Consider the following 26,395-nt stretch of genomic DNA (forward strand, 5'->3'; position numbering starts at 1 on the left):
ATATAATTTACACTAATTGTGGTTGTGTTTCAGTTATTCTATCCGTTATAGCAAGCAGGGCTTTTTCAAATGCAACAGCTGGCGGGTACGTAATACCGGCACCAATCATGCCAATCCCTGCTTCTTTATGGGCAATCGCTGTATTGATAACTGGAAGAATACCCGTTTGGACAACCTTACGAATATCAATACCTGTTGCAATTCCACGGAAATCTAATAATGGGATTGTGATATTTGGATTTTCAGCCGTAGTAATTTCAGTCATTTTTTTCGAATATCCAATCGCTTCATCCACTGTACCACCGACCAGTGGAACAATCGCTGGAGCAGCAGCCATCGCAAATCCGCCAATACCATAGGTTTCTGTGATGGCACTGTCTCCAATATCTAACCCTGCATCTTCAGGCTTGTATCCAGCAAATAATGGACCGATTACCTTTTGAGCAGGCCCCGTAAACCATGTGAACCCAGGCATACCGCTTACACGAATACCAAAATCTGTACCATTACGGCACATCGTTGTCACAATAGTACTGTTTTCGATTCCATGTGCAGCATCAAGTGCACATTTAGCCACAGCCATCCAAGTTGGACCTGAGAAATAATCACTGCTGGCAATGAAGTCAAAGACTTCCTTCTTCTGTTCGGTTGTGAAGTCTGTTTGTAAAAGATGCGGAGCTAACGCTTGAAGTAATACTAAAGTTCCAGCGCCATTTCGGTTATGACATTCATCACCCATGTGAAGGGCTTGTGCAAGTAATAAGCGTAAATCAATTTCACCGGCGATTTTCATGGCATCTCTTAGCATTGGACCAAATACATCACGCATCCAGATAAGACGATTGACAACACTTTCATCATTGGCACCCATTCTTAAAATTTTCGCCAATTGTTCTGATAGATTTGTATAAGCAATATTGCCATACGTTTTATTTTTAACCACGTGCATAAACATAGAGGCAGAGGTCACACCCGCCATTGAGCCAACACAGTTATGCTCATGACATGGTGAGAAGGTAATTTTACCAGATGCAGCCAGTTCTGCTGCTTCCGCTACATCTTTAGCCAGGCCTTCAAAGACAAGTGCTCCTGTTACCGCACCTTTCATAGGACCATTCATTCGATCCCATGTAATGGGAGGACCCGCATGGAGAATGGTTGTCTTCGTCATGCCAGGAACCACGTTAATCGCTTGGTCATAGCCGATTAGAACAGGGTGTGAATTGATGATTCGCTCCACAGCCAATTTATTTGCAGCTTCAATTTTTTCCAATATCTCGGGATTTTCAAGCTTATCAAGTGCAGCGATAAGGTCAGGATTTCCACCACCGGGAGGCGTCCATTCTAAATGTGTGACCGTCGCACTTTGCTTTTTCATATCCTCTTTAAATAGGTCAATCCCTACATTAATGACATTTAGTTTGCTTTTGAAAAGATCGTTTATTTTACTCATGGTTAAGCTCCTTTCACAACAAATTCTCTTGCTAATAATCCTGCATTTGCATTGCTGCTTGCCAACGTAACTCCTGCAGCCAATAATTTATCCTTTTGTTCCTCAATATTTTGACTATCTAATTCGGTTCCAAGGACATAGCCGATGATTTCCAAGTGTCGTCCTTCTTCTTCAGCTAATTGCTTCGCTTCAATGATGGAAGGAAGAAAAGCACCAGCTGGGTCTTCGTGTGCACCGAAGCCTAAAACAAAGTCCATGACAATGACACCAACCGATGGGTCCTTTGCTTCTTGCATAAATCTTTCTAAACGAGTAGACGGGTCAATCATTGGATGGGGCTTACCTTGTGTAAATTGGTCGTCTCCAAAATCAATAAACGTATGTCCCTCACTTACCTTTACGTCTTTTAAACGAAATTCAGGGTCTCTTTGAATATTACTGTATACATCATCGAATTTTTCCATTGCTGCATGCATAGCTTCATCACAAAGTGTACCGCCGCTGAATAAGCCACGGACATACTTTTGTTCTGGTAATAACTTTGAACGTACCTCTTCAATCAATGAATGGTCTAGTTCACTTTTGCTATTATTCGTTCCGTTTATGCCTGCAAGAGCGATTGCTTTATATGCAGCTTCTTCTGTTGTTTTAACAAAATGCCCACCAGCCTGAACAGCTGCAGCTTCTTCTCCACCCATAAAGCAAACAACGACTGGTTTAGAGCAATTTTTAATTTGGGCAAGTACTTTTTTCTCTACACTTGGTGCAGGCGGCTTGGACACAAGGACAATCACCTTTGTAGCTTCATCTTCCTCAAGTGCCTTAATTCCATCAAGCATCATGATACCGCCGACTTCTTCACTTAAGTCTCTTCCTCCAGTCCCAATTAACTGCGTGATTCCGCCGCCTAAGTTATGAATAAGGACGGTCACCTCTTGGCTGCCTGTTCCAGAAGCCGCAACAATTCCGATCGTGCCTTTTCTAACAGCGTTAGCAAAGCATAGTGCAACATCTCCAATGATTGCCGTACCGCAGTCAGGTCCCATTAACAACAAGCCTTTTTCATGTGCCAACGTTTTAAGCTTAATCTCATCGTCAAGGCTGATGTTATCACTGAACAGCATGACATGAAGATCATTGTCAAGTGCCTTTTTTGCTTCTCTGGCCGCATATGCGCCACTTACAGAGATTACTGCAAGGTTAGCATCAGGATTGCCTTTTGCAGCAGAAGGAATGGTCGAGTATTTAATCTCACTTGTATCTTTTGTTTTATTCTTCTTCGTAAATAATTCTTCGATTTGAATGAATGCGCTCTCACAAAGCTCATTCGTAGCTGCCTTAACCACGATCATCAAATCGCCGCTATTTGCACCCTCGATCTCTGGTGTGTTCAAACCAATATTTTTGATTACCTCTTTATTCATATCTGTACCCATTGCAATCATGGCCTGTTCTACACCATCAATATCATTAGCTCTGTTTGATAAAGTCATTAAGGATACGGAATCAATATATGTGTTTTTCTTAAATAATACTTTTATAGACATATTCTAGCCTCCAATTTTTATCGTTGAAGAAGTGATTGAAAATTAAACCCAATATAGTAAAAGTGTGTTCAAGACCCCTTCCTTCTTGCAGGAGCGAGATAAACATATTCGCCTTGCATTTTCAAAATCTTTTGTTTTGAAAAATGCTTACACGATTATTCTAGAAGGGAGCCTGGAAAACGTCATTGTATAACCAAACCAAAAAATAGAGTGAACGGTTAGGCATACTATACAATGATGAAAATATCTAATTTTCAAATAAATCAAAAAAGATCGAACACCTTGTTTCGATCCCAAAAAAATATGTAAAGAAATATTAGTTTTGCTCTATAGAGCCATGTGGCAATACAGCATGGACTCCTTTTGTTTTATTGACAATCTGGGTAATCCTTAAATCCACAACTACACTTGCTAAAGCAGTTGCCTCTAGTTTATCCACATGATAGAGCTCCTGGATTAATTGCAGCATTTCATTAAGCGCCATTATGGTGGCTTCATTTAAATCCTCATGAAAGCCAAATGTAACCCAGCCAGAGGGAGTATAGGCCCTTGGCAATTGAAGAGAGAGGTCTTTTCTTAAAATAAAGGTAAGGTCAACTAGCTCCATTGGACATTCGATTGCCGTCCCCGATACTTCTCCGTCCCCCTGTGCAGCATGACCATCTCCTACTGAGAATAATCCCCCTTCAACTGCAATTGGCAAATATAAAATACTTCCCTTCGTTAATTCCTTACAATCTATATTTCCTCCACAATATCTTGGAGGTATAGTGGAATGAATGCCCGGTTCACTTGGTGCAGTTCCCATTACCCCCATAAAGGGATTAAGTTTAACAGAAAAGGATTTATTTTTGTTAGTGCAAATTCCCTTATTTTTTTGCCATTCCAAAACCCAATCCACGTTTAGTGCATCTAGTTCGGATAAGCCTAGCTTATCATTGTGCCAGTCATTATTACCCCCGGCACTATTCCAGCCATACCAGCTTGGAACAATATCATTTATTCGTATTTCCAATGTCATTCCCGGCTTAGCATTTTTAATAGCAATTGGACCTATGATTGGATGGCCCCAAATTGTTTCCTTTTCCCTTGATTCAAAAAGAGTTCTATCCCCCTCTTTTGTTGTATAACCCCAGTCAATATCCGGCGTTTTATACTGCACAGAATCACCGGAAGTAATGATTAAAATAGGTTTGTAGTCTCTGCTGAAAGTGGCATGAAGGTGATCATTTTTAATTTCAATCCTATGTTTTGTGTTCATATCTTTATCTCCTTCATTTATTGACCTTTTTCATAAATAAAAAGTGAGCCAATATTATTTGCATTTTTCTATTAATTTATTACATCCCCCTTTCCTATTGATTTGGCTAATCATTGTACATTATAACTAATGAACTACTGAAATTTTTAGTCTTATTATACAATGACGACCAAAGGAAACCCCACTACAATAAGCGTGTAAGGTCATAATGAAAGCGATTTACTTGGAAATAATGAGTAATATTAAAGGGGGCGGCCTTTCATACTTGCTCTTATTAGATTCAATGCATTCCAGATCAAGAGGTGACAAAAAATGATACAAGCTATATCTGGCGATGTTGAATTTATTCAGGCAATTGGAAATTCAAAGTTTACTGGTTTTATTCATAGTATTTTTGAGCGAACAGTAAATATTAAGTGCTCTCATACTGGTGATATATTTACCCTCTCCTGCAGCAAGCTGGATAATGGGCCAAATTCACTTGTTATTGATGTCTCTGATTTTCGAAACTTTAATCTTAAAGTGAATGACCGCTTTTTTGTGGAAAAAGGAGTTCTCTTCATTGAAGATCGTCTTGCCATTAAGATAGAACAAACCAAACAATGGAAAGGTTTGTTACCTCCATTTCCTGAGGATAATAAAATTTTAAAAATGAATTTGACCATTATGAGAGATCACATTGACCAATATGGTAAATGTGGCGGGATGAAAAGCAATGTTCAATCTATGGGTATTTTTGAAGCAGAAATGTCAAAAATGCTTAATGAGAGATCACGTCTCCTTGTTTGTGAAATAGTTAACAAGCGAATCTTATATGCACTGGAGTATGCAGTTGGCCTAATTGGACTAGGACCTGGTTTAACTCCTTCGGGAGACGATTTTTTGACTGGATTTTTCACCATATTTAACATGCTGAATTCACCATGTTACTCGTTAAAGGTATTTTGCGGGCAGGTAGTGAATCAGGCAAAAACAAGAACGAATGATATAAGCTATATGACCTTAAAAAAAGCATCAATTGGGAAAGTAAGAGAGTCCATCATTCATTTAATCCAATCTGCTATAAGCGGGAATAAACAAGAGTTGATTTCATCTTTAAATAATGTGTTATCCATTGGATCTTCTTCCGGAACAGACATAGCACTTGGTATTGTTGCTGGATTCGAAGCAGCTTTAAAAATTAGAGATAATGAACAACCAAATTAATAAATAATCAATGGGGTGGAAGGTATGTCAACCAATAATGTAGATAAAAAACTATTGGACCCAGAGTTTGAACACTCACCTGTGCCAAATGAATACCGGAAAAAACTTTCTTCAGTAGCAGCAGTTTGGTTTGGTTTCCCTATGGTACTAACAAGCGCGGTAATTGGCGGACTCATCACAGCTCAGCTTGGCTTTAAAACTGGTGCAGCCGCAATGCTGGTTGGTAACTTGCTATTGTTTATTATGGTGGGCTTACTTAGCTACGATGCAGGTCGTACAGGAATGAACTTCTCCTTGACTGCACAAAAAACATTTGGACGTTCTGGGTACTATATCGTTTCAGGCTTACTCTCAACGGTTGTAATCGGATGGTTTGCTCTTCAAGTAGGACTTACGGGTGCGACGATGCATGGATCCTTTGGCGCCAGCCTATTATTGATGACTATCATCGGAGGAATCCTCTATGTCGCTATTACCTATGTAGGGATTAAAGCCCTGTCATTATTAGGTTGGATTGCAGCACCATTTTATATTCTAATAGCGATTATTGCCATTGCTATGGCTGTTAAGAATGGAAATTCAGATATTTTTCATTACAACCCACATGTCTCCGGTGCCATGTCATTTGGAGCTGCGGTTACTCTAGTGTTTGCTGGATTTGCAGATTCAGGTACAATGACAGCAGACTTTACTCGTTGGGCAAAGAATGGGCGTCAAGGTCTATTATCCACCATTTTCGCTTTTCCTATTGGAAACTTTATTGCAGAGCTTGTAGGCGGAATTGTTGTTGCAACTGGTGTTATTCCGAATCCTGCCTCAACTGGCGGGGATTTCATGTCAGTATTAGCCGGACATGGTCCATTACTAACTATTTTATCTATCCTGTTTGTCTTTATTAACTTAGGATCTGTTGGTACACACTGTTTATATAATGGCGCTGTTGGCTGGTCACATATGACTGGTAAAAAAATGAGACCTATCACGCTTGTTATCGGTGTCGTTGGTCTTATCGTAGCTGTTTCCGGAATATATAATCACTTTTTCAATTGGCTTGTTCTTCTTGGAGTTATCATTCCGCCTATTGGTGCAATTATTATTATGGACCGCTTAGTTTTACGTAAGAATGAATCCGCTAATTTAGTTAGCTGGAGACCAATGGCATTCTTTGTTTGGATATTGTCTGCAGCTATATCATTATACTGTAACTTCTATGCACCTCATATTTCAGTTGCTGTAGTTGGTCTTGTAACTGCAGCTGTTTTCTACGGGGTTGGCAGTTTATTTGTGAAAAATGGACCTGCGAGTTCTAATAGGGAAAAAGTGAGTTAAGACCACTATTACGGACTGCAATAAATTCAACTCTACTTAAAAGCCGGTTTTCCTTTGAATGGAAGGGAAAGCGGCTTTTATTTTAATAGGATGACAAGGAGGAAATAACGAAAAATGCAAAGTCCTTTCCGAATAAAAACAGCTCTCGCCATTTCCTTTGTTGTGATCATCTGGGGAATGAATTGGCCCGTTAGCAAATATGCATTACCCTACACGCCACCACTTTTATATGCAGGGATGCGCACACTATTAGGAGGTATTCTATTAGCGCTAGTCCTATTACCACAGTGGAAAAAACTCCAATGGCGGAAAAATTGGATCATCTATTTCATTGTCGCCCTTTTAAATACCGTTATCTTCAATGGAGTACAGACGATTGGACTACAATATTTACCCTCAGGCTTATTTTCTGTCATTGTTTATTTACAGCCTGTTCTTGTTACTTTATTTTCCTGGATGTGGCTGAAAGAGCCGTTATCAAGTATGAAAGTAGTTGGATTAATTTTAGGTTTCCTGGGAGTTGCTGTAATATCCCTGGGAGGGATCCGAGGAGACATCTCCATTCTGGGGATTTCTTTGGCCTTAATAACGGGGGTTGGCTGGGCACTTAGTGTCGTGTTTGTGAAGAAAACCAACAATCAAGTAGATGGTTTATGGCTTGTGGCCATCCAAGGAATAATTGGGGGGAGCATCTTAACAGGAACCGGATTGGGGATTGAGAACCCCTCTATGATTGTCTTGAATATCCCTTACCTTTCTTGCCTGCTATTCAGTGCCATTTTTGGAATGGCCGCAGCAACCGCCGTCTACTTCAAACTGATGAACACAGGTGAATCCAGTAAGATTGCATCCTTCACCTTCCTAGTTCCCGTCATCTCAGTAGCCATTGGAACCCTATTCTTACATGAACCATTTACCTACTCACTACTAAAAGGGTTAGCACTAATTCTATTAAGCATCTATTTAATTAATCGTCCCGTCAAAAGTCAAACAATAGAAAACCAACAAGTAGCCCAGTAGGGTTAAAGTTTTCGACAAAAATCGGGTGGTACCTGTCACCACCCGATTTTTCTTGTTTCACAAAGATCGTTCCACGCCGCTCTCTATAATTTTTTTTTATTAATTGTATAAGAGAATGATAGTTTGGAAAGAATGAGGATAGGACAGTATATTGGGGGATTGGTGATGGAGGGAAATAGGTTGTTGCTAACGGATTTTACTAGTGATGAAGGGTTTGAGCTTACAAGATACATAGCACATTTATTTGAATACGTTTCTAGCCTGCAGAAAAATAATAATACACAATTGAAGCCAGCCCAAGAATAAGGGCTGGCTTCAATTGTATAATGATTTTTTAGTTGATTCCATTATTACAAAACTTTTTCTAGAAAGTCCCTTGCTCTACTTGTCTTTGGATTACTGAAAAACTCCTGCGGGGAACCTTCTTCAAGCAGTTGCCCCTCATCTAAGAAGATAACCCGGTCGGCCACTTCTCTTGCAAATCCCATCTCATGGGTAACAATGGCCATTGTCATACCGGACTGAGCAAGATCTTTCATGACATTCAGAACTTCCTTGACCATTTCAGGGTCAAGCGCCGATGTTGGCTCATCAAATAGCATTAACTCTGGTTCCATTGCCAGTGCACGAGCAATCGCCACACGCTGTTTCTGACCACCGGAGAGATTACTCGGAAAGGCCGATTCTTTTTCTGTTAACCCTACGCTGGCTAACAAATTCCGTGCCTTTTTTTCAGCAATCTCACGGGATTCCCCTTTTACTTTCATTGGGGCATACGTTAGATTATTCAAAACTGTTTTATGCGGGAACAAATAAAAGTGTTGAAAAACCATCCCAATCTGTTCTCGTACCTTCATAATATTTGTCTTTGGATCAGTAATATCTTGATTATTTACCAACACCTTCCCCTTTGTTGGTGTTTCTAACAAGTTTAAGCAACGAAGGAAGGTCGACTTCCCAGACCCCGAAGGTCCAATAATCGAAACCACCTCACCACGTTCAATCGTAGTCGAAATATTTTTTAAAACTTCCGTATTACCAAATTGTTTATAAAGGTTTTCTACCTTAATCACTGTATTTCAACCTTCTTTCAACCCGTTTGCCAAGCGTTGTCAGCACCATTACCATTACCCAATAAATAACGCCAACAAATATAAGCGGTTCAAAATTCCGATAAATATCTGCGCCAACCACTTGGGCACGGCGCATAAGGTCTAAATAACCGATCGTCGAAACAAGGGCTGATTCCTTTGTAAGGGAAACAAATTCATTCATAAGTGCCGGTAAAATATTTTTCATCGCCTGAGGCAGAATAATATCCTTCATCATTAGACGATAGGGAACACCAAGTGCCTGCGCAGCCTCTGTCTGCCCTTTATCCACTGCTTGTATTCCTGCCCGAATAATTTCCGAAACATAAGCTGCTGAATTTAAACCGAAAGCTAAAATCGATGATAAAAACGGAGTGATATCATAGCCTGTTAATTGTGGAACGGCAAAATATATAATCATTAATTGTAAAATTAATGGCGTGCCGCGAAAAATGGAGGTATAAATACCACCAATCCAATTTAATGCTTTTATATGTGAAATTTTAAACAGTGCAAAAACTGTACCAAGTGCAAAACCAAAAATAATCGCTACAATGACGAATTTAAGCGTCTCCCATATTCCTTTTAACATAAAAGGAATATAAGGCACAATTTGGCTAAAATCCAAATTCATGCCTTACACCTCACTTCAATATTTATTCTAAGCTTGTCTGACACTGATGGAAAACTATTGTTGATCCTTCAGCCATTTATCCTTCAATTCTTTAAGCTTTCCATTGTCTTCTAATTTCTTAAGAACACCATTCACATCACCAACAAGCTTGCTGCCTTTTGGAAAAGCAACTGCCATTCCTGGTGAACTGCTTGTTGGGTCATCAAATCCTGCTAAATTTTGTTTTTTAATATAACCGGTAGCTACTGATTTATCCATATAGGCTACTTGAATGCGTTTTGATAAAAGCTCCTGGATTAATGTAGTCGCATTATCCAGTGGCTTTACGTCAAATTTAACCTTTTGTTGAAGTGCTTTTGCCCCTTCTTCTTGAATGGTCCCAAGCTGAACTCCAACCGTGTTCCCTTTTAAATCATCTACTGTTTTAATATTAGAACCCTTTAAAGTAATAAACATTTCACCTGAGCGGTTATATTCAGTTGAGAAATCAACATTTTTCTTACGTTTTTCGGTAGCAGACATACCAGCAAGAACCATGTCTGCGCGGTTAGCCTGCAGGGCTCCGATTAAACCGTCAAACTTCATATCCTTAATTTCAAGCTTATATCCTAATTCTTTTGCAATCATATTCGCTAAATCAATATCAAAACCTTGGGGATTTCCCGCTGTATCTCTTGATTCAAATGGGGCAAAGTCAGCTGATGTTGCCATTGTTAATACTTTGTTTTCTTTTCCACTTTCTTTATTTGCACCTTCATTATTGCTCTTACCGCAAGCTGCCATAACTACTAATGTAAAAATAATCGTGGCAAATAATAAAGTCTTTTTCATGATGTCTCCTCCTACGAAGATGGATTATTTTATTTTGACTTAATTTGAATTTTTATTCAACTAGATGAATATTAACACAGATTATTTTATTTGAAAAGATGTTTTTCCAATATAGAAATATTCAGAAAACACTTTTATTAAACCGTTATAATATACACTAAAGTTTCTATACTAATATCATCCCCAAAAAAAGCACCTCTATTAAATAGAGGTGCCTCAAAATTTATTTACAATTGGATAAAAATTCATTTTTCGTGTTTTCTAACGCTTCTTTATCGGTAATTAAGTCAAATCCTGTAAAAGCTAAAGCCAGAACGCCGCTGGCAAGAATACGATGGGAGTTGTCAGAAATGGTTGTATCTGCAAATTCCGTTGTATGCGCAACAAGACCTGGAGCATCTAAACCAATATAAGGGTGGATAGCCGGAACGACATGGCTAACATTCCCCATATCAATTGAGCCGTACGACTCCTTCGCCTTCTTGACTTCCTTAATGCCTGCCGATAACAGATTTTCCGTAAACAGCTGTGATAATGTTTGATTGGTGACCATATTATCATAGCTTAATTCGTAATTATCGATATGGACCTCCGCACCTGTCATAAGCGCAGCGCCTTTTGCGATATTTTTTACCTTTTCAACGACTTCATTTAAATAGCTGCGGTTGCCTGCGCGAACATAGAATTGTGCTACGGCCTTATCGGGTACAATATTGGCCGCAACGCCGCCTTCTTTAATAATTCCATGGATTCGGACATCAGACGTCACATGCTGACGAAGAGCATTGATTCCATTGAATAATTGAAGCACTGCATCAAGGGCGTTAATCCCCTTTTCAGGAGATGCCGCAGCATGGCTTGATTTTCCCCGGAAATCAAATTGAATCGCGTCCATTGCCAATGAAACCCCGCTCTCATATGATTCATCAGCAGGATGGAGGATCATGGCCGCATCAATATCCGCAAAAACTCCTTGTTCTGCCATTGGAACCTTTGCACCATTCGTTTCTTCCGCCGGAGTTCCCAGTACCACGATTCGACCGCCAATTTCATTGACCACTTTACTCAAGAGGACCCCGGCCCCTGCACTCATCGTTCCAATCATATTGTGGCCGCATCCATGTCCGACACCGGGTAATGCATCATATTCTGATAAATAAGCAATCGAGGGCCCAGCCTTTTTACTGTCATACACCGCTTTAAAAGCTGTTGAGCGGCCAACAATCCCTTTTTCAACAGTAAATCCATGCTCTTTAAGAAAACCAACTAAGAGTTCCATCGACTCAAATTCCTGATCTCCTAGTTCGGGGTGATGATACAAGTGATCACTAATCTCCCATAACCTTTGCCGCAAGAGTTCTAATTCTTTTTTTAACTGATCCTTCATCGTAAAAAACCCCCTTTGTTGTGTACATATATTTTGAAACCTTCTGATGCGAATTTCAATCTCTAAGGGGGTGCCTTTTATCTAAAACTAAATTTATTAGCCGTCTTTAGGGCGAATCGGACAGACTTTCGATTTAATGTCCCTTGCAATTTCTTAATGGTCCGATCTTTTTCACTAAGCTTTGTTTGAAGTTCTTTCAACTTTTCATCTTTATTGGCAGATTCCAGCAGATAAAGGTTTTCCCACCGTTCTGTTATTTCTTGCAATTCGCAACTGCTGATTGGCGAAATAGGAGGGAGGGGCTGAATATCCGCTAATTTCTCATCCAAAGGAACTCTAACTGATGTCTGATTATCTTTATAAATATGTTCCAGTTTATTTTTATTTAGAAAGCTGATGAATTTATCAAAATTTCCTGCTTGTGTTTTAACAGGTGCCCTAAAATCACTTTTTTCAATTATATCGCTCAGTCTTGTTTTACTTGTAATTTCGTTGGCATTCACATGTGTTAAATTATGGTACTCAGCTAATTCTCTCATTCTAGCATCCTTTGGAATTAAAATGCTAGGCGTTCCGGCAATGGTTGCGGCAATATTCCCGTGAAGCCTGGCCCCGAAACTTAAATCGGCCTGCCTTAAAAAATCTAACCAAGTAGATACATTTAAAAAGAAACGTACCCTATTGTTCATATAAGTTGGATGCGACATCGCAACTGGGTAATTTTTGCTGGATCCGGCTATAGCAGGCGCCCCGGCAAAAGTAAGCCTCATTTCCTTCAGCCATTGTGGAATAAAATAATGGTTAGGAAAATCATCCATACCTCTTGTAATAAAATCAAGTACATTTTTTGGAGAAAGGCGTGATGAATTAACACAAACCATTGAATCGGTTGTGATATTCGTTTCACGTATCTGTAATTCTCTGCCAAAGGCATACATGGAAGGGCAACCAATAACCGTATGGTCTATATCTTCGCGAAAACCTAATTTTGACAGATATTGAGAGGTAATTTCGCCTCTGACACCAATCATTCCTGACTTTTCTAGTACAGCACTAACAAACGCTTTGACATCACCATCAAAAGGGAAGCCCTCATTTAGCTTTGGTTCAAATGGAGCACGCAAACCTACACCAATCACCACAACTGGGATTGTCAGTTTTTTGATTAATTTCGTATATTTACGTAAGGATGAAACAAAGTCATTTCGGAAGGCATCAGCCAATGGAATAATGTAACAACTATACTTTTCATTGATTTCATCGGCCTTATCTGGGTCAATATCATAATAATCCGGTGTAATCGTTGTTTCTTCTGTCATTAATGTACGGAACACACTAAAGGCATAAACAAGATTCCCTACGTTTCCGCCGATGGAATTATTCACAATCATATGTGGTGCATCAAATGTATCAAGTGGCGATATGCCCGATCTGATTAGAATATCTTTCATTATAAAAAACTTACCCCTTATATTAAAATTTAATTAAAATACTATTAAATGCTACCATAGGATAAGTTAAGAAACCATTAAGAACCACTATTTGGCATTAAAAAAGGAAAAAAGCCCTAACTCACTTACAGAGTTAAGGCTTTCCCGATTATATAATACGTGCTGTTACAATTCCTTCGATTTGATTAATTTTCTCTTCTATCGCAGGAAGAATATCACCGTTTACTTCGTTATCAATATCAATCATTGTATAAGCATAGTCACCGCGGCTTCTGTTTACCATGTCAGCGATGTTCAACTCATAGCTTGAAATAGCAGAAGTTATTTGTCCAACCATGTTCGGAACATTTCGGTGGAAAGCTGTTACTCGTGTCTTTCCAGTGTATGGTAAAGATGCATTTGGAAAGTTCACAGAGTTCTTAATGTTTCCAGTCTCCAAAAATTCTTTCACCTGGCGTGATGCCATAATCGCACAGTTTTCTTCTGATTCCTGTGTTGATGCACCTAAATGCGGGATGGCAATGGTATTTTTCATTTGCAATACATTTTCATTCGGAAAGTCTGTGATGTACTCACCAACGATTCCATCTTCAAGCGCAACCGCCATATCCACTTCATTTACCAGCTCACCGCGGGAGAAGTTCAAAATATGCACACCCGGCTTCATGATGCTAAATGTTTCTTTATTAAACATTCCTTTTGTATCAGGAGTAAATGGCACATGTACTGTAATATAATCAGATTCCGCGTACAACTGTTCAATTGTCATAGCACGTTGTACATTGCGGGACAGGTTCCAAGCCGTATCTACAGAAATGAACGGATCAAAGCCGATGACATCCATGTCTAAATCAAGTGCATCATTTGCTACAAGCGCACCGATAGCACCTAATCCAATGACACCTAAAGTTTTCCCTTTAATTTCTTTTCCAACAAATTGCTTCTTTCCTGCTTCCACTAGCTTCGGAATTTGGTCACCTTCAACTTCTAACCCCTTTGTCCAAGCAATACCAGCAAAAAGATTACGGGATGAAGCAATTAAAGAGGTTAGGACCATTTCTTTTACTGCGTTTGCATTGGCACCAGGAGTATTAAAAACAACAATTCCTTGCTCCGTACATTTATCAACCGGAATATTATTTACCCCTGCACCGGCACGAGCAATCGCCTTTAATTGATCGCCGAATTCTAATGAATGCATATTGAAGCTTCGAACAACAAATGCATCTGGATTTTCATTTTCATTGTCGATTATAAAAGAATCCTTATTGAAAACTTTTAGCCCGCTTTCTGCAATAGCATTTAAAGTTTTAATCGTTTTGATTTTTTCTACTGTTACTGTGCTCATTTACGTTTCGCCTCTTTTGTTTTATTAGATTTAAAATCTTATAGACTATTATAAATAATCAAAAATATTCACGCTAGTCAACAGTTATTTCCTTTTTATCTCCTCCTAATAAACAGAAAGAGGCAAGGGGTATATTCCCTTACCTCTGCCCAGGCGAACGGCTGCGATACTATGTGCTCCCTCACGGTTCTCCGCGCTTCGCCAGTTACACATAGCCTTTTCATTTCCTCCATTTTAACAAGTTCCTTTTAAACCATCAACTAAATTAATTACTTAATTTAAAAAATTTTGATTTTACCAGTTATAGTTCCTTTTCCCAGTTTGAAATTTTCTCTCGAACACGAGGTGCCACTTTTGTCCCCAACAGCTCGATTGCTTTCATGACATCTTCATGGGGCATGGTTCCAACCGGTGTATGGAGCATAAAACGTGTGATTCCTACATGTTTGCGGAGATGAATAATCTTTTCGGCAACCGTTTCCGGATCGCCAACGTACAATGCCCCTTCAAAGCTTCTTGCAGCATCAAAGCTTGCCCGGCTGTAATGCCCCCAGCCGCGCTCCCGCCCAAGCACATTCATCGCCTGCTGGGTGGATGGGAAAGACTTGTCTGCAGCCGTCTCTGTATCTTCTGCAATAAAGCCATGTGAATGTGATGCGACAGGAAGCTTAGATACATCATGACCAGCCTTTTCTGCAGCTCTTTTATAAAGCTTTACAAGCGGTGCAAATTGCAGCGGGCTTCCGCCAATAATGGCGAGAACAAGCGGCAGTCCAAGCATTCCGGCTCGGATAGCCGATTGTGTATTCCCGCCGCTGCCAATCCAAACCGGCAATGGATTTTGCACCGGCCGTGGATAGATTCCTAAATTTGGAATGGCCGGACGATGCCCGCCGCCCCATGTTACTTTTTCAGATTCACGTATTCTCAATAATAACTCGAGCTTTTCTTCAAAAAGTTCATCATAGTCTTTTAAATCATAGCCGAACAGCGGGAAAGATTCGATAAAAGATCCCCGGCCTGCCATAATCTCAGCCCGCCCGTTCGAAATAGCATCGAGCGTGGCAAAGTCCTGGAACACACGTACCGGGTCCGCTGAAGATAACACCGTAACGGCGCTTGTCAGCCGTATCCGTTTTGTCTGTGAGGCTGCAGCAGCCAGCACGACGGCAGGGGAAGAAGCCGCATAATCTTTCCGGTGATGTTCACCAACTCCAAAAACATCCAGTCCAACCTGATCGGCTAGGACAATTTCCTCAACTACTTCACGAATACGTTGGGCATGGCTGATGACCTCACCTGTTTGAACGTCCGGAGTTGTTTCCACAAACGTGCTCAAACCTATCTCCACAAAAATTCCTCCTATTTCATCGGTTCTTTCCTCCTACTATACCGTAAATGAAGTGCCTGTCACCACTCGAGCAACCTTTGATAAGAACAAAGAAAGAATAATTTAAATAGCACGTTTTTTCAATTTTATGGTAAAATTTATGTAATTAATGATTAAAAATGGAGGATATTAACAGTTCTACTTTTAGCAAAAAACAGTATGTTGCCTTCAGAAAATGCATGTTGTTTTTGCTTGCTAGAATAATAGAATTTAAAACGACGGCTTGTATTTTGGAGGTAAGTGGATAGATGAATCTTTTTTTACGCTTATTCGGCAGTCTTTTACTATGGGGATGTATGGCCATTATCATCATTTTAGTGGTTTTATTGCCTCGGGAAACGGAATCCCATCGAGTAGGTGTTAAGGATGTCATGTCCTACCATTTTACTTGGGATGGTTATAAACAAAATATTTATGATTATGTTAAAGAAGTGAAAACAAAGAAAAGCCTCGGAACAACGGTGTTTAATCAACCAGTCGAAACAGAACTTCTCCTTTATTTTAAAAGAAGCATTGCCATTCTCCTTCCCGCAATGTTGCTTAGTATCATGATCGGAATCTATAAAGGTGTCTTCGATTATCAGTTTCAAAATAATAAAATAGGGCGATTCTTCGGGAGAGGATCTACTTGGCTAGGGCAGGCTGTTCCTGACTTTTTCCTCATTTTCCTTTTTCAGACCCTCCTATCTCTCGCCATAAGCCACAGCCTTCTTCCAAGAGTAGACCTATATGGAAATGACAAATGGTACAGTATCTTTCTTCCCATCCTATTTTTAAGCATGTATCCAGCATTTATTATCGCAAAGTACACCTATCAAGCATTAGATGAGGAAGATGAAAAGGATTATATAAAGACAGCAAAAGCAAAAGGGGTTCCTGATCGGGTGATTCTTTGGAGGCATATTCTAAAAAATTGCTATCCAAAATTGCTTCAGCATTTTATGCCTGTTATTTTAACATTATTTTCCGGTATGTTCATCGTCGAATTTTTAACCTCATATCATGGGATTGGGTATCGCCTAATCGCGGCCATCCATATTAAAAGTAAATTTTTTGCAGGGGAGGCTTTCCCGATTGATGTCCCCGCCGTTATCGGCTTTAGTTTATTAATTATGGCTCTTTTACTTTTCGCACAATGGACTCAACAGCTCCTTGAGTTTTTCCTGAATCCAAAAAAGGGGGAAAGATAATCATGCAAAAAATACCTTCTTTGTGGATTGGCCTTATAGGCTGCGGTCTATTCGCCATCATTTTTATGCTTGGCCCCTATTTGCCGAATGTTGATAAAAATGTTACCCCTCATACATATGTGGTCGGTCCCGAAAGCAATCTGGATTTTATCCTCCCGCCCTTTGCCCCAAATAAGGAATTCTTGTTAGGCTCTGATAAATCTGGCAAGGATATCTATAGTGCTCTCATTATGGGGACGCGAGGGACTTTAAGTATTGTTTTTACGATTTCCTTGATCACCTTTTTACTTGCCATTCCATTCGGTGTAGCTTCTGCCCATTTGACCTTTTTCAGGGTGCTTTTACAGGCGTGGAATTATTTGTTTTCAAGAATACCTGTCTTTTTTTACTTTATTATCGTGTCAACGATCCCATTTTTTATCCTTTCTCCTCACCGCACTATTTGGATGATTAGCTTTCTTATTCTATTTGAGTTAGGAAAAGTAGGAGAGGTCGTCTACAAAGGGGTCTTATTGATTCAAAAAGAAACCTATTATGAGGCTGGAATTGTGGTCGGTTCGAAACCATTCGGACTATGGAAACAATATTATTGGCCCGGCTGCTATCCTCAGTGGGTTGCCTACTTTGTGCAGCATTTAGGGAGTATGTTATTTTTGCTAGGCCAGCTTGGAATCTTTGGAATTTTTATCTCCCAGGCCCTTGTCCAACAAATAAGCGGTGCTTACTTAATCGATAACACAGCCATGATCTGGCCGATGTTTTTATTTGATGTCCTAATCGATTTTGATGCCTTTCCATGGGTCCCTCTATTTAGCTCGTTATTTATTACCCTATCCATGTTATCCTTTGTTTCATTAGGTGAGGGAATACTAGAATATCATTCGAGAAAACACAAGGGATTAATTGTCCAGAGGAAGCCTTTCTTGCCGCGGTTCAGGAGGGAAACGGTGGATATAAAAGGATAGAATGGGGTATGGCCCCCGCCGCCTTACAGTATTATGTTGTTTATCTAGTATCAACATGAATGCTTACGATTACTTTTATAAACAAAAGAAAAAGCATCTATAAAGATGCTTTTTCTAACAGTTTTAAACTGATACCGTTTCTTTTTCTAAATCTCGTAACTCTTTCTGGAAATCTCTCTCATTGTCAATAGGTGAGCGACCATTGCTTAGACCAAGCATCCACGCTGTAAAACTATTAACTTCGTGGAAAAGCTCTGGGTTATCCACTAGTGACTTTCCATAAGAAGGAATCATTTCTTTTATTTTCGGTTCCCACGCTTTTAGATGTTGCGGGAAACATTTTTTTATTACCTCAAGCATGACGTGAACGGCAGTCGAAGCACCCGGAGAAGCACCGAGGAGTGCAGCGACAGAACCATCAGCGGCACTAACCACTTCCGTACCAAATTGAAGTGTCCCTTTACCGCCAGCTTCTGTATCTTTTATAACTTGTACACGTTGGCCCGCTACAACGATATCCCAATCTTCACTTTTCGCATTGGGAATAAATTCCCGTAACTCTTCGATCCGTTGTTCTTTCGATAACATCAGTTGCTGGACCAGATATTTTGTCAATGGAATGTTTTTTGCACCTGCGGCTAACATCGTGAAAACATTATTCGGTTTTACCGTACTTAATAAATCCATATTTGAACCAGTTTTTAAGAATTTTGGTGAGAAGCCAGCAAACGGTCCAAATAGTAACGATTTTTTGTTTTCGATAAATCGTGTATCAAGATGCGGCACAGACATTGGAGGAGCACCAACCTTAGCCTTACCGTATACTTTTGCATGATGCTGATTCACAACCTCCGGATTGTTACAAACCAGGAATAGCCCGCTTACAGGGAATCCTCCAATATGTTTACTTTCCGGAATACCCGTTTTTTGCAGTAACGGCAAAGATCCGCCACCGCCGCCGACAAAGATGAATTTTGCCGTATGGCGTTCAACTTCGCCACTAGCATTACGCACTTTCAATTCCCATGAGCCGTCGCTAGTACGTTTAATATCATTTACCTGATGGTTGTATTTAATATCAACGTTTTGATTCTTTAAGTGATCAAACAATATGCGGGTTAAAGCACCAAAGTTGACATCCGTTCCAGAGTCGATTTTGGTGGCCGCGATTGCTTCCTGCGATGTACGGCCTTCCATAATAAGTGGAATCCATTCCATTAATTTCTCTGGATCCTCAGAAAATTCCATCCCTTCGAACAGTGGAATGTTTGAAAGCGCTTGAAAACGTTTTTTCAAGAACTCTACATTTTCTTCCCCTTGTACTAAACTCATATGTGGCAATGGCATGATAAAATCATGCGGATTGTCTATAAGATTTTTATTTACAAGATAGGACCAAAACTGTCTTGAAAGTTGAAACTGTTCATTTATTCTAATGGCTTTGCTAATATCTATTGATCCGTCCGGTTTTTCAACAGTGTAGTTAAGCTCGCATAGGGCGGCGTGCCCTGTTCCTGCATTATTCCACTCGTTAGAGCTTTCCTCTCCCGCTTTGTCGAGCTTCTCAAACACTGTAATCTTCCAGTCCGGTACTAATTCTTTCAAAAGTGTCCCCAAAGTAGCGCTCATAATTCCGGCACCAATTAAGATAACGTCTGTATTAGTTTGTCTGTTACTCATTATTACCGTCCCTTATCCCCTAAGAATTGCAGAAAGGATGTAGGTGGTTCCGCTTAGGCATTACAGCAAGCCTGCGCACCTAGTCGCACATCTTTTCTGTATCATTTCATTTATAACCTATATATAGTGTATCACTAATAGTTAAAGATTAAAATATTTTGATAGGTTTTAAGGTATTTAAAAGCTTGTAAAAAGAGGAAAGTCCATCCACATGACTTATAAACATAGTAAAACCAAGGCCTAGACCCAGCTTCTTGCCAGGTTTAAGTCCTTGGTTTTTCATCTGTATTTATTCGGCTTATTTACTAAACTTTTTAAAAATTAATGTGGCATTATGTCCGCCGAATCCTAATGAGTTTGAGAGAACGATCTGAATATCCTTCTTTTTAGCCACATTTGGGACATAATCTAAATCAAGTTGTTCATCAGGTGTTTCATAATTAATCGTTGGAGGGAGGATCCCTTCCTTGATGGCTAATAGAGAAAAGATCGCCTCAATGGCACCGGTTGCCCCAAGCAAATGTCCTGTCATCGATTTGGTCGAACTTACCGAAAGAGAATAAGCATGTTCCTTGAAAACTTCCTTGATCGCTAATGTTTCATACAAATCATTATAATAGGTGGATGTGCCATGAGCATTGATATAGTCCACCTGCTCCGGAGAAATTCCAGCATCCGCTAAGGCTAGTTTCATGGCCCGTTGTGCACCCTCTCCCTCTGGTGCAGGTGTTGTAATATGATGTGCATCTCCTGTAGCACCATATCCAATCAGTTCTCCATATATGTGAGCACCACGAGCTAGTGCATGCTCTAATTCTTCTATTACCAAAATTCCAGCGCCTTCCCCGATAACAAATCCATCACGATTCTTATCAAAAGGCCGGCTTGCAGATGTTGGATCAGGATTTTTCGAAAGAGCAGTCATATTCGAAAATCCGGCCACGGTCATATCTGTAATAGTTGCTTCTGTCCCTCCGGCAATCATCATTTCTACATCGCCTTTTTGGATCACGCGGAAGGCATCACCGATTGAATTCGCGCCCGATGCACATGCTGTGACGGAACAATTGTTAATTCCTTTTGCCCCAAGTTCGATGGAAACTTGTCCAGCGGCCATGTCTGGGATAAACATCGGAATCGTAAACGGATTCACCCTTCTTTGCCCTTTTTCGAGAAATTTCCGATGTTGTTCCTCGAACTCACCCAAACCGCCAATTCCTGACCCAATCCAAACTCCTACCCGTTCGGGCTGAATGTCCACGCCGATGTGAATCCCTGCATCCTTAACAGCCATTTTACTTGCAGCAACAGCGAACTGACTATAACGGCCCATTCTTCTTGCTTCTTTTTTATCCATAAATTCTTCTGGTGCAAAGTTTTTTACTTCTGCCGCAATTTTAATATCAACTTTTTCTGCATCCAATATCGTTGCCGGGCCAATTCCAGATACACCATTTTTAATATTATTCCATGTTGTTTTCGCATCATTCCCCAAGGGAGTGACAGCCCCAATACCAGTAACCACTATTCTTCGATTCATCTATTGCTCTCCCTTAATTCATTATTCACAGGATTATTCAATGTCTCAATAAAGTTCACAAAAGCCTTCACAACATTCCATTCTAAGGATTCCTTATGGTAATACATCCATGTTCTGCGTAAAATAGGATTTCCTTTTTGGTTGGTTAAAACTATTTTATATAAATCATCTATTTCATTAAGTATACGACTGGACAAGAAGCCATAGCCTAAACCATTTATAACCATTTCCTTACATGTATCAACCTGGTCCACTTCAATACTGATAAAAGGCGGCTGTGAAAAATTTTCGGCCCACCAATTATCAATTAATGATTTTAATAAGAAATCTCCGTTATAGTCAATTCTGGGGAGATTCGGCAAATCCGCAATATCAATCGCTTCCCTCGACGTAACAGAAACGGTTTCTTCAAATAATAAATGCTTCTTCAGTCCTCTGCAGCTATAGTCACCGCGAACAAATCCGATATGAACATCCTTATTGTGTATAAGTTTTGTTACATCTTTACTCCAGCCTGTAATCACTTTAAATTCCACATGAGGATACTGCCTTTTAAATAATTTCAAAATATAGGGCAGTTCATAATTGGCAAAGAAGTTGGATACCCCCAATTTCATTGTTCCTACCACTTCATTGCCAGACGTTTGACTCATATTCCGGACATGCTCTACTATTTTGTTATATTGAGCAAGGATATTATCGGCACACTGAACAAGATATTCTCCCTCTGGGGTGAAATGGATCCCTCTGCTTTCACGGGTTACAATTTTGACACCTAATTCCTCCTGCATGTGCTTTAAACGATTGGTTAATGCAGGCTGTGTAATAAACAAAAGCCTTGCTGCTTTCGTTAGGTTCTTCTGACTATAGAGGACCTTCAGTATCTCCCAATCACGGTAATCCACGATTCCCTCCTATTTTTTGCCATATAAAAGTTTTTTATATCTTATTATAAATTTTTAGCATTTTATTTATTTCCATTATTGCATTATCATTGACCCGTAGCAATTAATAATCGTCTTTTTACCCTAGATTGAGATTCATTATAACCCAATCACCTTTATGGTTTAACATAGCATATTTTCTCTTTAACCATATTTATAGATGTCCTGTCTGGGGGACAGAAATAATTTCAAAAATAGGAGGAATTTTTATGTGGATTATAACTCGTTATTTAGATTCAAATATTTCCATGTTTGAATTTGAAACTGAAGAAGAAGCAAGAGAGGCTCTTAAAAACATGAAGGGCAGTAAAATTATCTCTGAGGTTGTATATTTTAATGACCCTTGTTTTCAGCAGGAAATTGCTTAAAAATAATATAGTAAAATATTAGTATAGATTTATTAATTTTTTTGCCTCTCTGCATTCCAGAGAGGCTTTTTGCTTAAATAACTTTAAAGATACCAATGTTTAATCATTTTGTTTTTTTATTATGTTGGAAAAATTAATATGCGATTCTTTATGAATTTGCGTAATGCAAAACAACTTCTTCAAGCAGATCAATACCTTTTAAAATATCATCCATCTCTGTATATTCATTTGGATGATGACTAAGTCCATCTATTGATGGAACAAAGATAAGACCTACAGGACATAATCTTGTTATGTTCATCGCATCATGTCCTGCTCCACTTTGCATAAATTGATAAGACAGATTTTTTTCTTCGCATTTCATTTTTACTACATCATTAATTTCAGGAGACAACAAAACTGGTTCCTCAGCAATAATTTTCGTACATACAATCTCCAATTGTCTTTGCAATTTAGCTGCTGAAATTGATTCGTTTAATTGATCTACCACTCGCTGTCTTGAATCCACCGAAGTGGACCTAATATCAATTTTCATTTCCACTTCACCTGGAACCACATTCATAGCACCGTTTTGGATGTTCATTACTCCTACAGTAGCAACAGTTTCATAATCTTGTTCATTCTTAGCTGCCTTTTCAAGCTCCAATGCGATCTCAGAAGCCCCCAGTAAAGCGTCTTGTCTCATAATCATTGGAGTTGTACCGGAATGTGAAGCTTTCCCGATAATTTTTATAAGAAATCTCACTGGTGCAGCTATTCCCGTAACAATGCCAATCTTTTTATCATTGTTGATTAAGACAGGCCCCTGTTCGATATGTAATTCAAAATACGCCTTAAAGTCTTCGTTCACCCTGCTTGCCTGATCAACGCTATCATAATCAAGTGCGACTAAAGAAAAAGCCTTTTCCATTGATATTCCATCACGATCTTTTAAATGCCGATATTTATCTTTTTCAAACATACCAGCCATCGCTTTGCTCCCTACTGTTGATACACCAAAACGTGCGGATTCTTCACAAGCAAATGAAATAACCTCAATCGGATGATCCGTTTCAATACCTTTTTCATTTAACCGCTTAATTACTTCCAATGCGGCTGTAACTCCTACCACACCATCATATTTTCCGCCCTGATAGACTGTATCCAAATGGGATCCCATTACAACTGGTGGCAGTCCCTTTATTTTCCCTTTTCTTTTGGCAATCACATTTCCGCAATTATCCATTCGAATATCCATGTTTTCAGCCTTACACATACGCATAAATGCATGGGTGCAGGTTTGCTCTTCATTTGTATAGGCCACTCTTGTTATGCCCACTTCACCTGAATTATACTGATTAATATTATTGAATAGTGCCTCATATCTTTCCTTGCAATCCATAGAAATATCTCCTGTTCCGGCATTCATTTCACTATTGGGGTGGAAGCGAATTAATAAAATCTATAAAATTATATAGTAATCTAATCTCTAGGTCATTGGGATTCCATGATTCAGAATGAAAAATATAATGTATTCTTTTCATTTTAAAAAAAGACCACTGTCATAATAATAAAGGCAAAGGTCTTTATTATTATTCTTAAAAATTGCATCTATTTATGATACGGTTCCCCCCGATTTATTCGATACGCTCGATAAATCTGCTCCACCAAAATCAACCTCATCAGTTGATGGGGGAAAGTCATCTTTGAAAAAGACAACTGTTCATTCGACCTCCGCACTACTTCGTCACTCAACCCTAACGAACCACCAATCACAAAGGCAATTTTACTTTTTCCGTATGTAGCTAACTTATCTAATGTATCTGCCAGTTCCTCCGAAGATTGCATTTTTCCGTTAATCGCTAAGGCAATCACATGGGCATCCTGACTGATTTTGGCCAAAATCCGTTCGCCTTCTTTTTGTTTGACCTGTAACATTTCTGATTCACTTAATTCCTCCGGTGCCTTTTCATCCGCTACCTCAATCACTTCCACCTTTGCATAGGCGGACAATCGCTTTAAATACTCATCAATTCCTTGCCTTAAATATTTCTCTTTTAATTTGCCAACCGTCACAATCGAGATATTCACAATTCACAGCCCTTTTCAAATTGATTACAAACAGCTTACAAACAAGATATCCACAGGAGTTATCCACATATACACAATTTTTATCCACATCTTGTATGGAATCACTTGTTCGCCACTATATATACAGCGCTATTTCGACAATATTCACAGCTTGTTGATAAATTATCCACATCTAGTTTTGTTAATAACGGAAATGTTTCATGTTCGTTCACAACCGTATCCAATGCAATATCCACATGTTCCTCGCAGCAATAAATCATCCTTAACTTCACCCTTCGAAAAATATTTTCACTTACCTTATTTTTTACTTTAAATCAATCAGTCATACTGAACCTCATCCATGTTACCATAAAATAAAGCAGGAGGGTGGTCGTTCACCTCCTGCCTTACAACTTACTGTGTTTTATCACTGATCAGTTTTAACGTTGTTTCGTTTAATTTCCCACCTCGGTAAAACTTTATTTTCATTTGCTCACCAATCTTCTTACTTTGATACAAATGTTTCCTTAAGTCTAAGACATCATTTATCCTCTTTCCATCCATTTCTACAATGACATCTAGTTCCTTTAGGCCTGCCTGATCGGCTGGTGAATTCGGTACGACCTCACGAAGGGCTACACCATAGTTTACATCCCTCGGCAATTTGAGGGCCTCCTCTTGATAGTAAGCGGGAATTTCAGAAACGGATTTTAAATCGACACCCATATATGGCCGTTTTACATTTCCATACTGCTCTAAATCATTGATAATCGGTTTTGCGGAGTTAATTGGAATCGATAAGCCAATTCCTTCAACCGCCTCTTGAGATATTTTCATCGAATTGATTCCAACCACCTGGCCGGCAATATTGACTAAGGCACCGCCGCTATTACCAGGGTTGATGGCGGCATCTGTTTGTAAAACCTCTGCTTGCCAATCAATAATCCCATCCTGATTGATATCTACCGGAATTGTCCGTTTTAATCCTGAAACAATTCCCTGTGTTACCGAACCGGAGAAGGTAGGACCAAGTGGGTTCCCAATCGCAATAACCGGTTCGCCCATTTTTAGTTCATCGGAATTTCCAAATTGGGCAATTTTTTTAACATGGCTGGCGTCAATTTCAAGAACGGCTAAATCCGTCCAAATATCACTGCCCAGAAGGTCTGCAGGGATTTTTGTCCCGTCGGTTAGACTCACCTCAAGTTTTGTAGCCCCTTCCACCACGTGGTGGTTCGTGACGATAAAAGCCTTATTTCCAGCTTTTTTATAAATAACACCGGATCCGGTCCCAGCTGCTTCTTCTGACTTTTTCCCGTTGTCAGACCAAAATTGAGTCGATTGGATATTGGTAATTCCTACAACTGCCGGACCTGCTTGATCAACGGCTTTTGTAGTATTGGTTGTTACATTATAGGACACATTTTGCTGTACAAAACCTTGTTGGTTATTCGTGCCTGTTTCGGTTGAAACTTGATTTTTAGGTTGAATATCGTAGGGGAGAACGCCTGAATTTGCTAAGTTCGGAATAAACATAACTACCAAAACGGCTCCAATAACTGCTCCAACCAAACTGGAGAAGAAAAAGCCGCCTCTGCCTCTTTTTTCTCGATAACGTCCATTTGAATGATCATCATAATAACCCATTTATCGATTCCCTCTCTTTCGAAAAGCTGCTATCGTTTATTTTGGCTTATATGTACAATTATAC

Annotated in this window: 24 protein-coding genes and 1 riboswitch; of the genes, 7 read left to right on the forward strand and 17 right to left on the reverse strand. The window is 39.5% G+C overall.

The window, feature by feature from the left end:
• Positions 1-7: 7 nt before the first annotated feature.
• The 3 genes from ACFQZ9_RS13715 to ACFQZ9_RS13725 form a co-directional block, all read right to left on the reverse strand.
• Entirely contained in the window at positions 8-1,453 is a 1,446-nt protein-coding gene (locus ACFQZ9_RS13715; protein ID WP_498944221.1) for a YlbE family protein, read from the reverse strand.
• Between the two features lie 2 nt (positions 1,454-1,455).
• A complete protein-coding gene (gene fdrA, locus ACFQZ9_RS13720; protein ID WP_498944222.1) occupies positions 1,456-3,000 on the reverse strand; it encodes an acyl-CoA synthetase FdrA in 1,545 nt (514 codons plus the stop codon).
• 316 nt (positions 3,001-3,316) lie between these two features.
• Complete coding sequence (locus tag ACFQZ9_RS13725; protein ID WP_498944223.1) at positions 3,317-4,261, reverse strand: acetamidase/formamidase family protein; 945 nt, start codon at positions 4,259-4,261, stop codon at positions 3,317-3,319.
• A gap of 312 nt (positions 4,262-4,573) precedes the next feature.
• On the opposite strand from ACFQZ9_RS13725, the gene ACFQZ9_RS13730 reads away from it, so the two are divergent.
• From ACFQZ9_RS13730 to ACFQZ9_RS13745, 4 genes are all read left to right on the forward strand, one after another.
• On the forward strand, positions 4,574-5,467 hold the full coding sequence (locus ACFQZ9_RS13730) for an oxamate carbamoyltransferase subunit AllH family protein (protein WP_498944224.1): 894 nt from the start codon (positions 4,574-4,576) through the stop codon (positions 5,465-5,467).
• A gap of 24 nt (positions 5,468-5,491) precedes the next feature.
• Complete coding sequence (locus ACFQZ9_RS13735; RefSeq protein WP_498944225.1) at positions 5,492-6,796, forward strand: purine-cytosine permease family protein; 1,305 nt, start codon at positions 5,492-5,494, stop codon at positions 6,794-6,796.
• Positions 6,797-6,910: 114 nt separating this feature from the next.
• Positions 6,911-7,816: a DMT family transporter gene (locus ACFQZ9_RS13740; RefSeq protein ID WP_498944226.1), complete on the forward strand. Its 906-nt coding sequence runs from the start codon at positions 6,911-6,913 to the stop codon at positions 7,814-7,816.
• 165 nt (positions 7,817-7,981) lie between these two features.
• A complete protein-coding gene (locus tag ACFQZ9_RS13745; protein WP_498944227.1) occupies positions 7,982-8,122 on the forward strand; it encodes a hypothetical protein in 141 nt (46 codons plus the stop codon).
• Positions 8,123-8,166: 44 nt separating this feature from the next.
• Here ACFQZ9_RS13745 and ACFQZ9_RS13750 read toward each other — a convergent pair whose 3' ends face one another.
• The 7 genes from ACFQZ9_RS13750 to ACFQZ9_RS13780 form a co-directional block, all read right to left on the reverse strand.
• Positions 8,167-8,889: an amino acid ABC transporter ATP-binding protein gene (locus ACFQZ9_RS13750; protein WP_498944228.1), complete on the reverse strand. Its 723-nt coding sequence runs from the start codon at positions 8,887-8,889 to the stop codon at positions 8,167-8,169.
• Positions 8,882-9,541 (reverse strand): amino acid ABC transporter permease, encoded by a 660-nt coding sequence (locus ACFQZ9_RS13755; RefSeq protein ID WP_198310979.1) that lies wholly within the window; start codon positions 9,539-9,541, stop codon positions 8,882-8,884. Before ACFQZ9_RS13755 ends, ACFQZ9_RS13750 begins: the two co-directional genes overlap by 8 nt.
• 54 nt (positions 9,542-9,595) lie before the next feature.
• Positions 9,596-10,372 (reverse strand): ABC transporter substrate-binding protein, encoded by a 777-nt coding sequence (locus tag ACFQZ9_RS13760; RefSeq protein ID WP_498944229.1) that lies wholly within the window; start codon positions 10,370-10,372, stop codon positions 9,596-9,598.
• A 223-nt stretch (positions 10,373-10,595) separates the two neighbouring features.
• Positions 10,596-11,759 (reverse strand): M20 family metallopeptidase, encoded by a 1,164-nt coding sequence (locus ACFQZ9_RS13765; RefSeq protein ID WP_498944230.1) that lies wholly within the window; start codon positions 11,757-11,759, stop codon positions 10,596-10,598.
• Positions 11,760-11,836: 77 nt separating this feature from the next.
• A complete protein-coding gene (locus ACFQZ9_RS13770) occupies positions 11,837-13,210 on the reverse strand; it encodes a polysaccharide pyruvyl transferase family protein (protein ID WP_498944231.1) in 1,374 nt (457 codons plus the stop codon).
• Positions 13,211-13,358: 148 nt separating this feature from the next.
• Positions 13,359-14,558 (reverse strand): phosphoglycerate dehydrogenase, encoded by a 1,200-nt coding sequence (locus tag ACFQZ9_RS13775; RefSeq protein ID WP_198310983.1) that lies wholly within the window; start codon positions 14,556-14,558, stop codon positions 13,359-13,361.
• Positions 14,559-14,698: 140 nt separating this feature from the next.
• Positions 14,699-14,777, reverse strand: a riboswitch (ZMP/ZTP riboswitch).
• Between the two features lie 82 nt (positions 14,778-14,859).
• Positions 14,860-15,909: an LLM class flavin-dependent oxidoreductase gene (locus tag ACFQZ9_RS13780; protein WP_498944232.1), complete on the reverse strand. Its 1,050-nt coding sequence runs from the start codon at positions 15,907-15,909 to the stop codon at positions 14,860-14,862.
• Between the two features lie 287 nt (positions 15,910-16,196).
• Between ACFQZ9_RS13780 and ACFQZ9_RS13785 the strand changes: the two genes are divergently transcribed.
• Complete coding sequence (locus ACFQZ9_RS13785) at positions 16,197-17,138, forward strand: ABC transporter permease subunit (RefSeq protein WP_498944233.1); 942 nt, start codon at positions 16,197-16,199, stop codon at positions 17,136-17,138.
• 2 nt (positions 17,139-17,140) lie between these two features.
• Entirely contained in the window at positions 17,141-18,103 is a 963-nt protein-coding gene (locus ACFQZ9_RS13790) for a hypothetical protein (protein ID WP_498944234.1), read from the forward strand.
• Between the two features lie 123 nt (positions 18,104-18,226).
• Here ACFQZ9_RS13790 and ACFQZ9_RS13795 read toward each other — a convergent pair whose 3' ends face one another.
• The 3 genes from ACFQZ9_RS13795 to ACFQZ9_RS13805 form a co-directional block, all read right to left on the reverse strand.
• Positions 18,227-19,783: a malate:quinone oxidoreductase gene (locus ACFQZ9_RS13795; RefSeq protein WP_498944235.1), complete on the reverse strand. Its 1,557-nt coding sequence runs from the start codon at positions 19,781-19,783 to the stop codon at positions 18,227-18,229.
• A 298-nt stretch (positions 19,784-20,081) separates the two neighbouring features.
• Positions 20,082-21,323, reverse strand: coding sequence for a beta-ketoacyl-ACP synthase II (fabF, locus tag ACFQZ9_RS13800; RefSeq protein WP_498944236.1), 1,242 nt, complete (start codon positions 21,321-21,323; stop codon positions 20,082-20,084).
• Positions 21,320-22,228, reverse strand: a complete 909-nt coding sequence (locus ACFQZ9_RS13805) for a LysR family transcriptional regulator (protein WP_498944238.1) — start codon at positions 22,226-22,228, stop codon at positions 21,320-21,322. The genes fabF and ACFQZ9_RS13805 overlap by 4 nt, the downstream gene beginning before the upstream one ends.
• Before the next feature lie 248 nt (positions 22,229-22,476).
• On the opposite strand from ACFQZ9_RS13805, the gene ACFQZ9_RS13810 reads away from it, so the two are divergent.
• The gene (locus tag ACFQZ9_RS13810; protein ID WP_198310994.1) at positions 22,477-22,635 is read left to right on the forward strand and encodes a hypothetical protein; all 159 of its coding nucleotides are present in this window, start codon (positions 22,477-22,479) and stop codon (positions 22,633-22,635) included.
• A 148-nt stretch (positions 22,636-22,783) separates the two neighbouring features.
• On the opposite strand, the gene ACFQZ9_RS13815 is transcribed toward ACFQZ9_RS13810, so the two are convergent.
• The 4 genes from ACFQZ9_RS13815 to ACFQZ9_RS13830 all read right to left on the reverse strand — a co-directional run bounded on the left by ACFQZ9_RS13815 (position 22,784) and on the right by ACFQZ9_RS13830 (position 26,331).
• Complete coding sequence (locus ACFQZ9_RS13815) at positions 22,784-24,016, reverse strand: Zn-dependent hydrolase (protein WP_498944239.1); 1,233 nt, start codon at positions 24,014-24,016, stop codon at positions 22,784-22,786.
• Between the two features lie 209 nt (positions 24,017-24,225).
• Positions 24,226-24,705 (reverse strand): 23S rRNA (pseudouridine(1915)-N(3))-methyltransferase RlmH, encoded by a 480-nt coding sequence (gene rlmH, locus ACFQZ9_RS13820; protein WP_198310997.1) that lies wholly within the window; start codon positions 24,703-24,705, stop codon positions 24,226-24,228.
• Between the two features lie 101 nt (positions 24,706-24,806).
• On the reverse strand, positions 24,807-24,965 hold the full coding sequence (locus tag ACFQZ9_RS13825) for a CxxH/CxxC protein (protein WP_081810707.1): 159 nt from the start codon (positions 24,963-24,965) through the stop codon (positions 24,807-24,809).
• A 133-nt stretch (positions 24,966-25,098) separates the two neighbouring features.
• A complete protein-coding gene (locus tag ACFQZ9_RS13830; protein ID WP_498944240.1) occupies positions 25,099-26,331 on the reverse strand; it encodes a S1C family serine protease in 1,233 nt (410 codons plus the stop codon).
• Positions 26,332-26,395: the final 64 nt, after the last annotated feature.

It is taken from the genome of Neobacillus sp. GCM10027624, assembly GCF_042675345.1.
GTDB classification, from domain to species: Bacteria; Bacillota; Bacilli; order Bacillales; family Cytobacillaceae; genus Neobacillus; species Neobacillus cucumis_D.

Excerpts from the sequence above, each read along its gene's own strand:
- ACFQZ9_RS13715 (WP_498944221.1), bottom strand. The coding sequence starts at position 1,453 with ATGAGTAAAATAAACGATCTTTTCAAAAGCAAACTAAATGTCATTAAT.
- fdrA (WP_498944222.1), bottom strand. The coding sequence starts at position 3,000 with ATGTCTATAAAAGTATTATTTAAGAAAAACACATATATTGATTCCGTA.
- ACFQZ9_RS13725 (WP_498944223.1), bottom strand. The coding sequence starts at position 4,261 with ATGAACACAAAACATAGGATTGAAATTAAAAATGATCACCTTCATGCC.
- ACFQZ9_RS13730 (WP_498944224.1), top strand. The coding sequence starts at position 4,574 with ATGATACAAGCTATATCTGGCGATGTTGAATTTATTCAGGCAATTGGA.
- ACFQZ9_RS13735 (WP_498944225.1), top strand. The coding sequence starts at position 5,492 with ATGTCAACCAATAATGTAGATAAAAAACTATTGGACCCAGAGTTTGAA.
- ACFQZ9_RS13740 (WP_498944226.1), top strand. The coding sequence starts at position 6,911 with ATGCAAAGTCCTTTCCGAATAAAAACAGCTCTCGCCATTTCCTTTGTT.
- ACFQZ9_RS13745 (WP_498944227.1), top strand. The coding sequence starts at position 7,982 with ATGGAGGGAAATAGGTTGTTGCTAACGGATTTTACTAGTGATGAAGGG.
- ACFQZ9_RS13755 (WP_198310979.1), bottom strand. The coding sequence starts at position 9,541 with ATGAATTTGGATTTTAGCCAAATTGTGCCTTATATTCCTTTTATGTTA.
- ACFQZ9_RS13760 (WP_498944229.1), bottom strand. The coding sequence starts at position 10,372 with ATGAAAAAGACTTTATTATTTGCCACGATTATTTTTACATTAGTAGTT.
- ACFQZ9_RS13765 (WP_498944230.1), bottom strand. The coding sequence starts at position 11,759 with ATGAAGGATCAGTTAAAAAAAGAATTAGAACTCTTGCGGCAAAGGTTA.
- ACFQZ9_RS13770 (WP_498944231.1), bottom strand. The coding sequence starts at position 13,210 with ATGAAAGATATTCTAATCAGATCGGGCATATCGCCACTTGATACATTT.
- ACFQZ9_RS13775 (WP_198310983.1), bottom strand. The coding sequence starts at position 14,558 with ATGAGCACAGTAACAGTAGAAAAAATCAAAACGATTAAAACTTTAAAT.
- ACFQZ9_RS13785 (WP_498944233.1), top strand. The coding sequence starts at position 16,197 with ATGAATCTTTTTTTACGCTTATTCGGCAGTCTTTTACTATGGGGATGT.
- ACFQZ9_RS13790 (WP_498944234.1), top strand. The coding sequence starts at position 17,141 with ATGCAAAAAATACCTTCTTTGTGGATTGGCCTTATAGGCTGCGGTCTA.
- ACFQZ9_RS13795 (WP_498944235.1), bottom strand. The coding sequence starts at position 19,783 with ATGAGTAACAGACAAACTAATACAGACGTTATCTTAATTGGTGCCGGA.
- fabF (WP_498944236.1), bottom strand. The coding sequence starts at position 21,323 with ATGAATCGAAGAATAGTGGTTACTGGTATTGGGGCTGTCACTCCCTTG.
- ACFQZ9_RS13810 (WP_198310994.1), top strand. The coding sequence starts at position 22,477 with ATGTGGATTATAACTCGTTATTTAGATTCAAATATTTCCATGTTTGAA.
- ACFQZ9_RS13815 (WP_498944239.1), bottom strand. The coding sequence starts at position 24,016 with ATGGATTGCAAGGAAAGATATGAGGCACTATTCAATAATATTAATCAG.
- ACFQZ9_RS13825 (WP_081810707.1), bottom strand. The coding sequence starts at position 24,965 with ATGATTTATTGCTGCGAGGAACATGTGGATATTGCATTGGATACGGTT.
- ACFQZ9_RS13830 (WP_498944240.1), bottom strand. The coding sequence starts at position 26,331 with ATGGGTTATTATGATGATCATTCAAATGGACGTTATCGAGAAAAAAGA.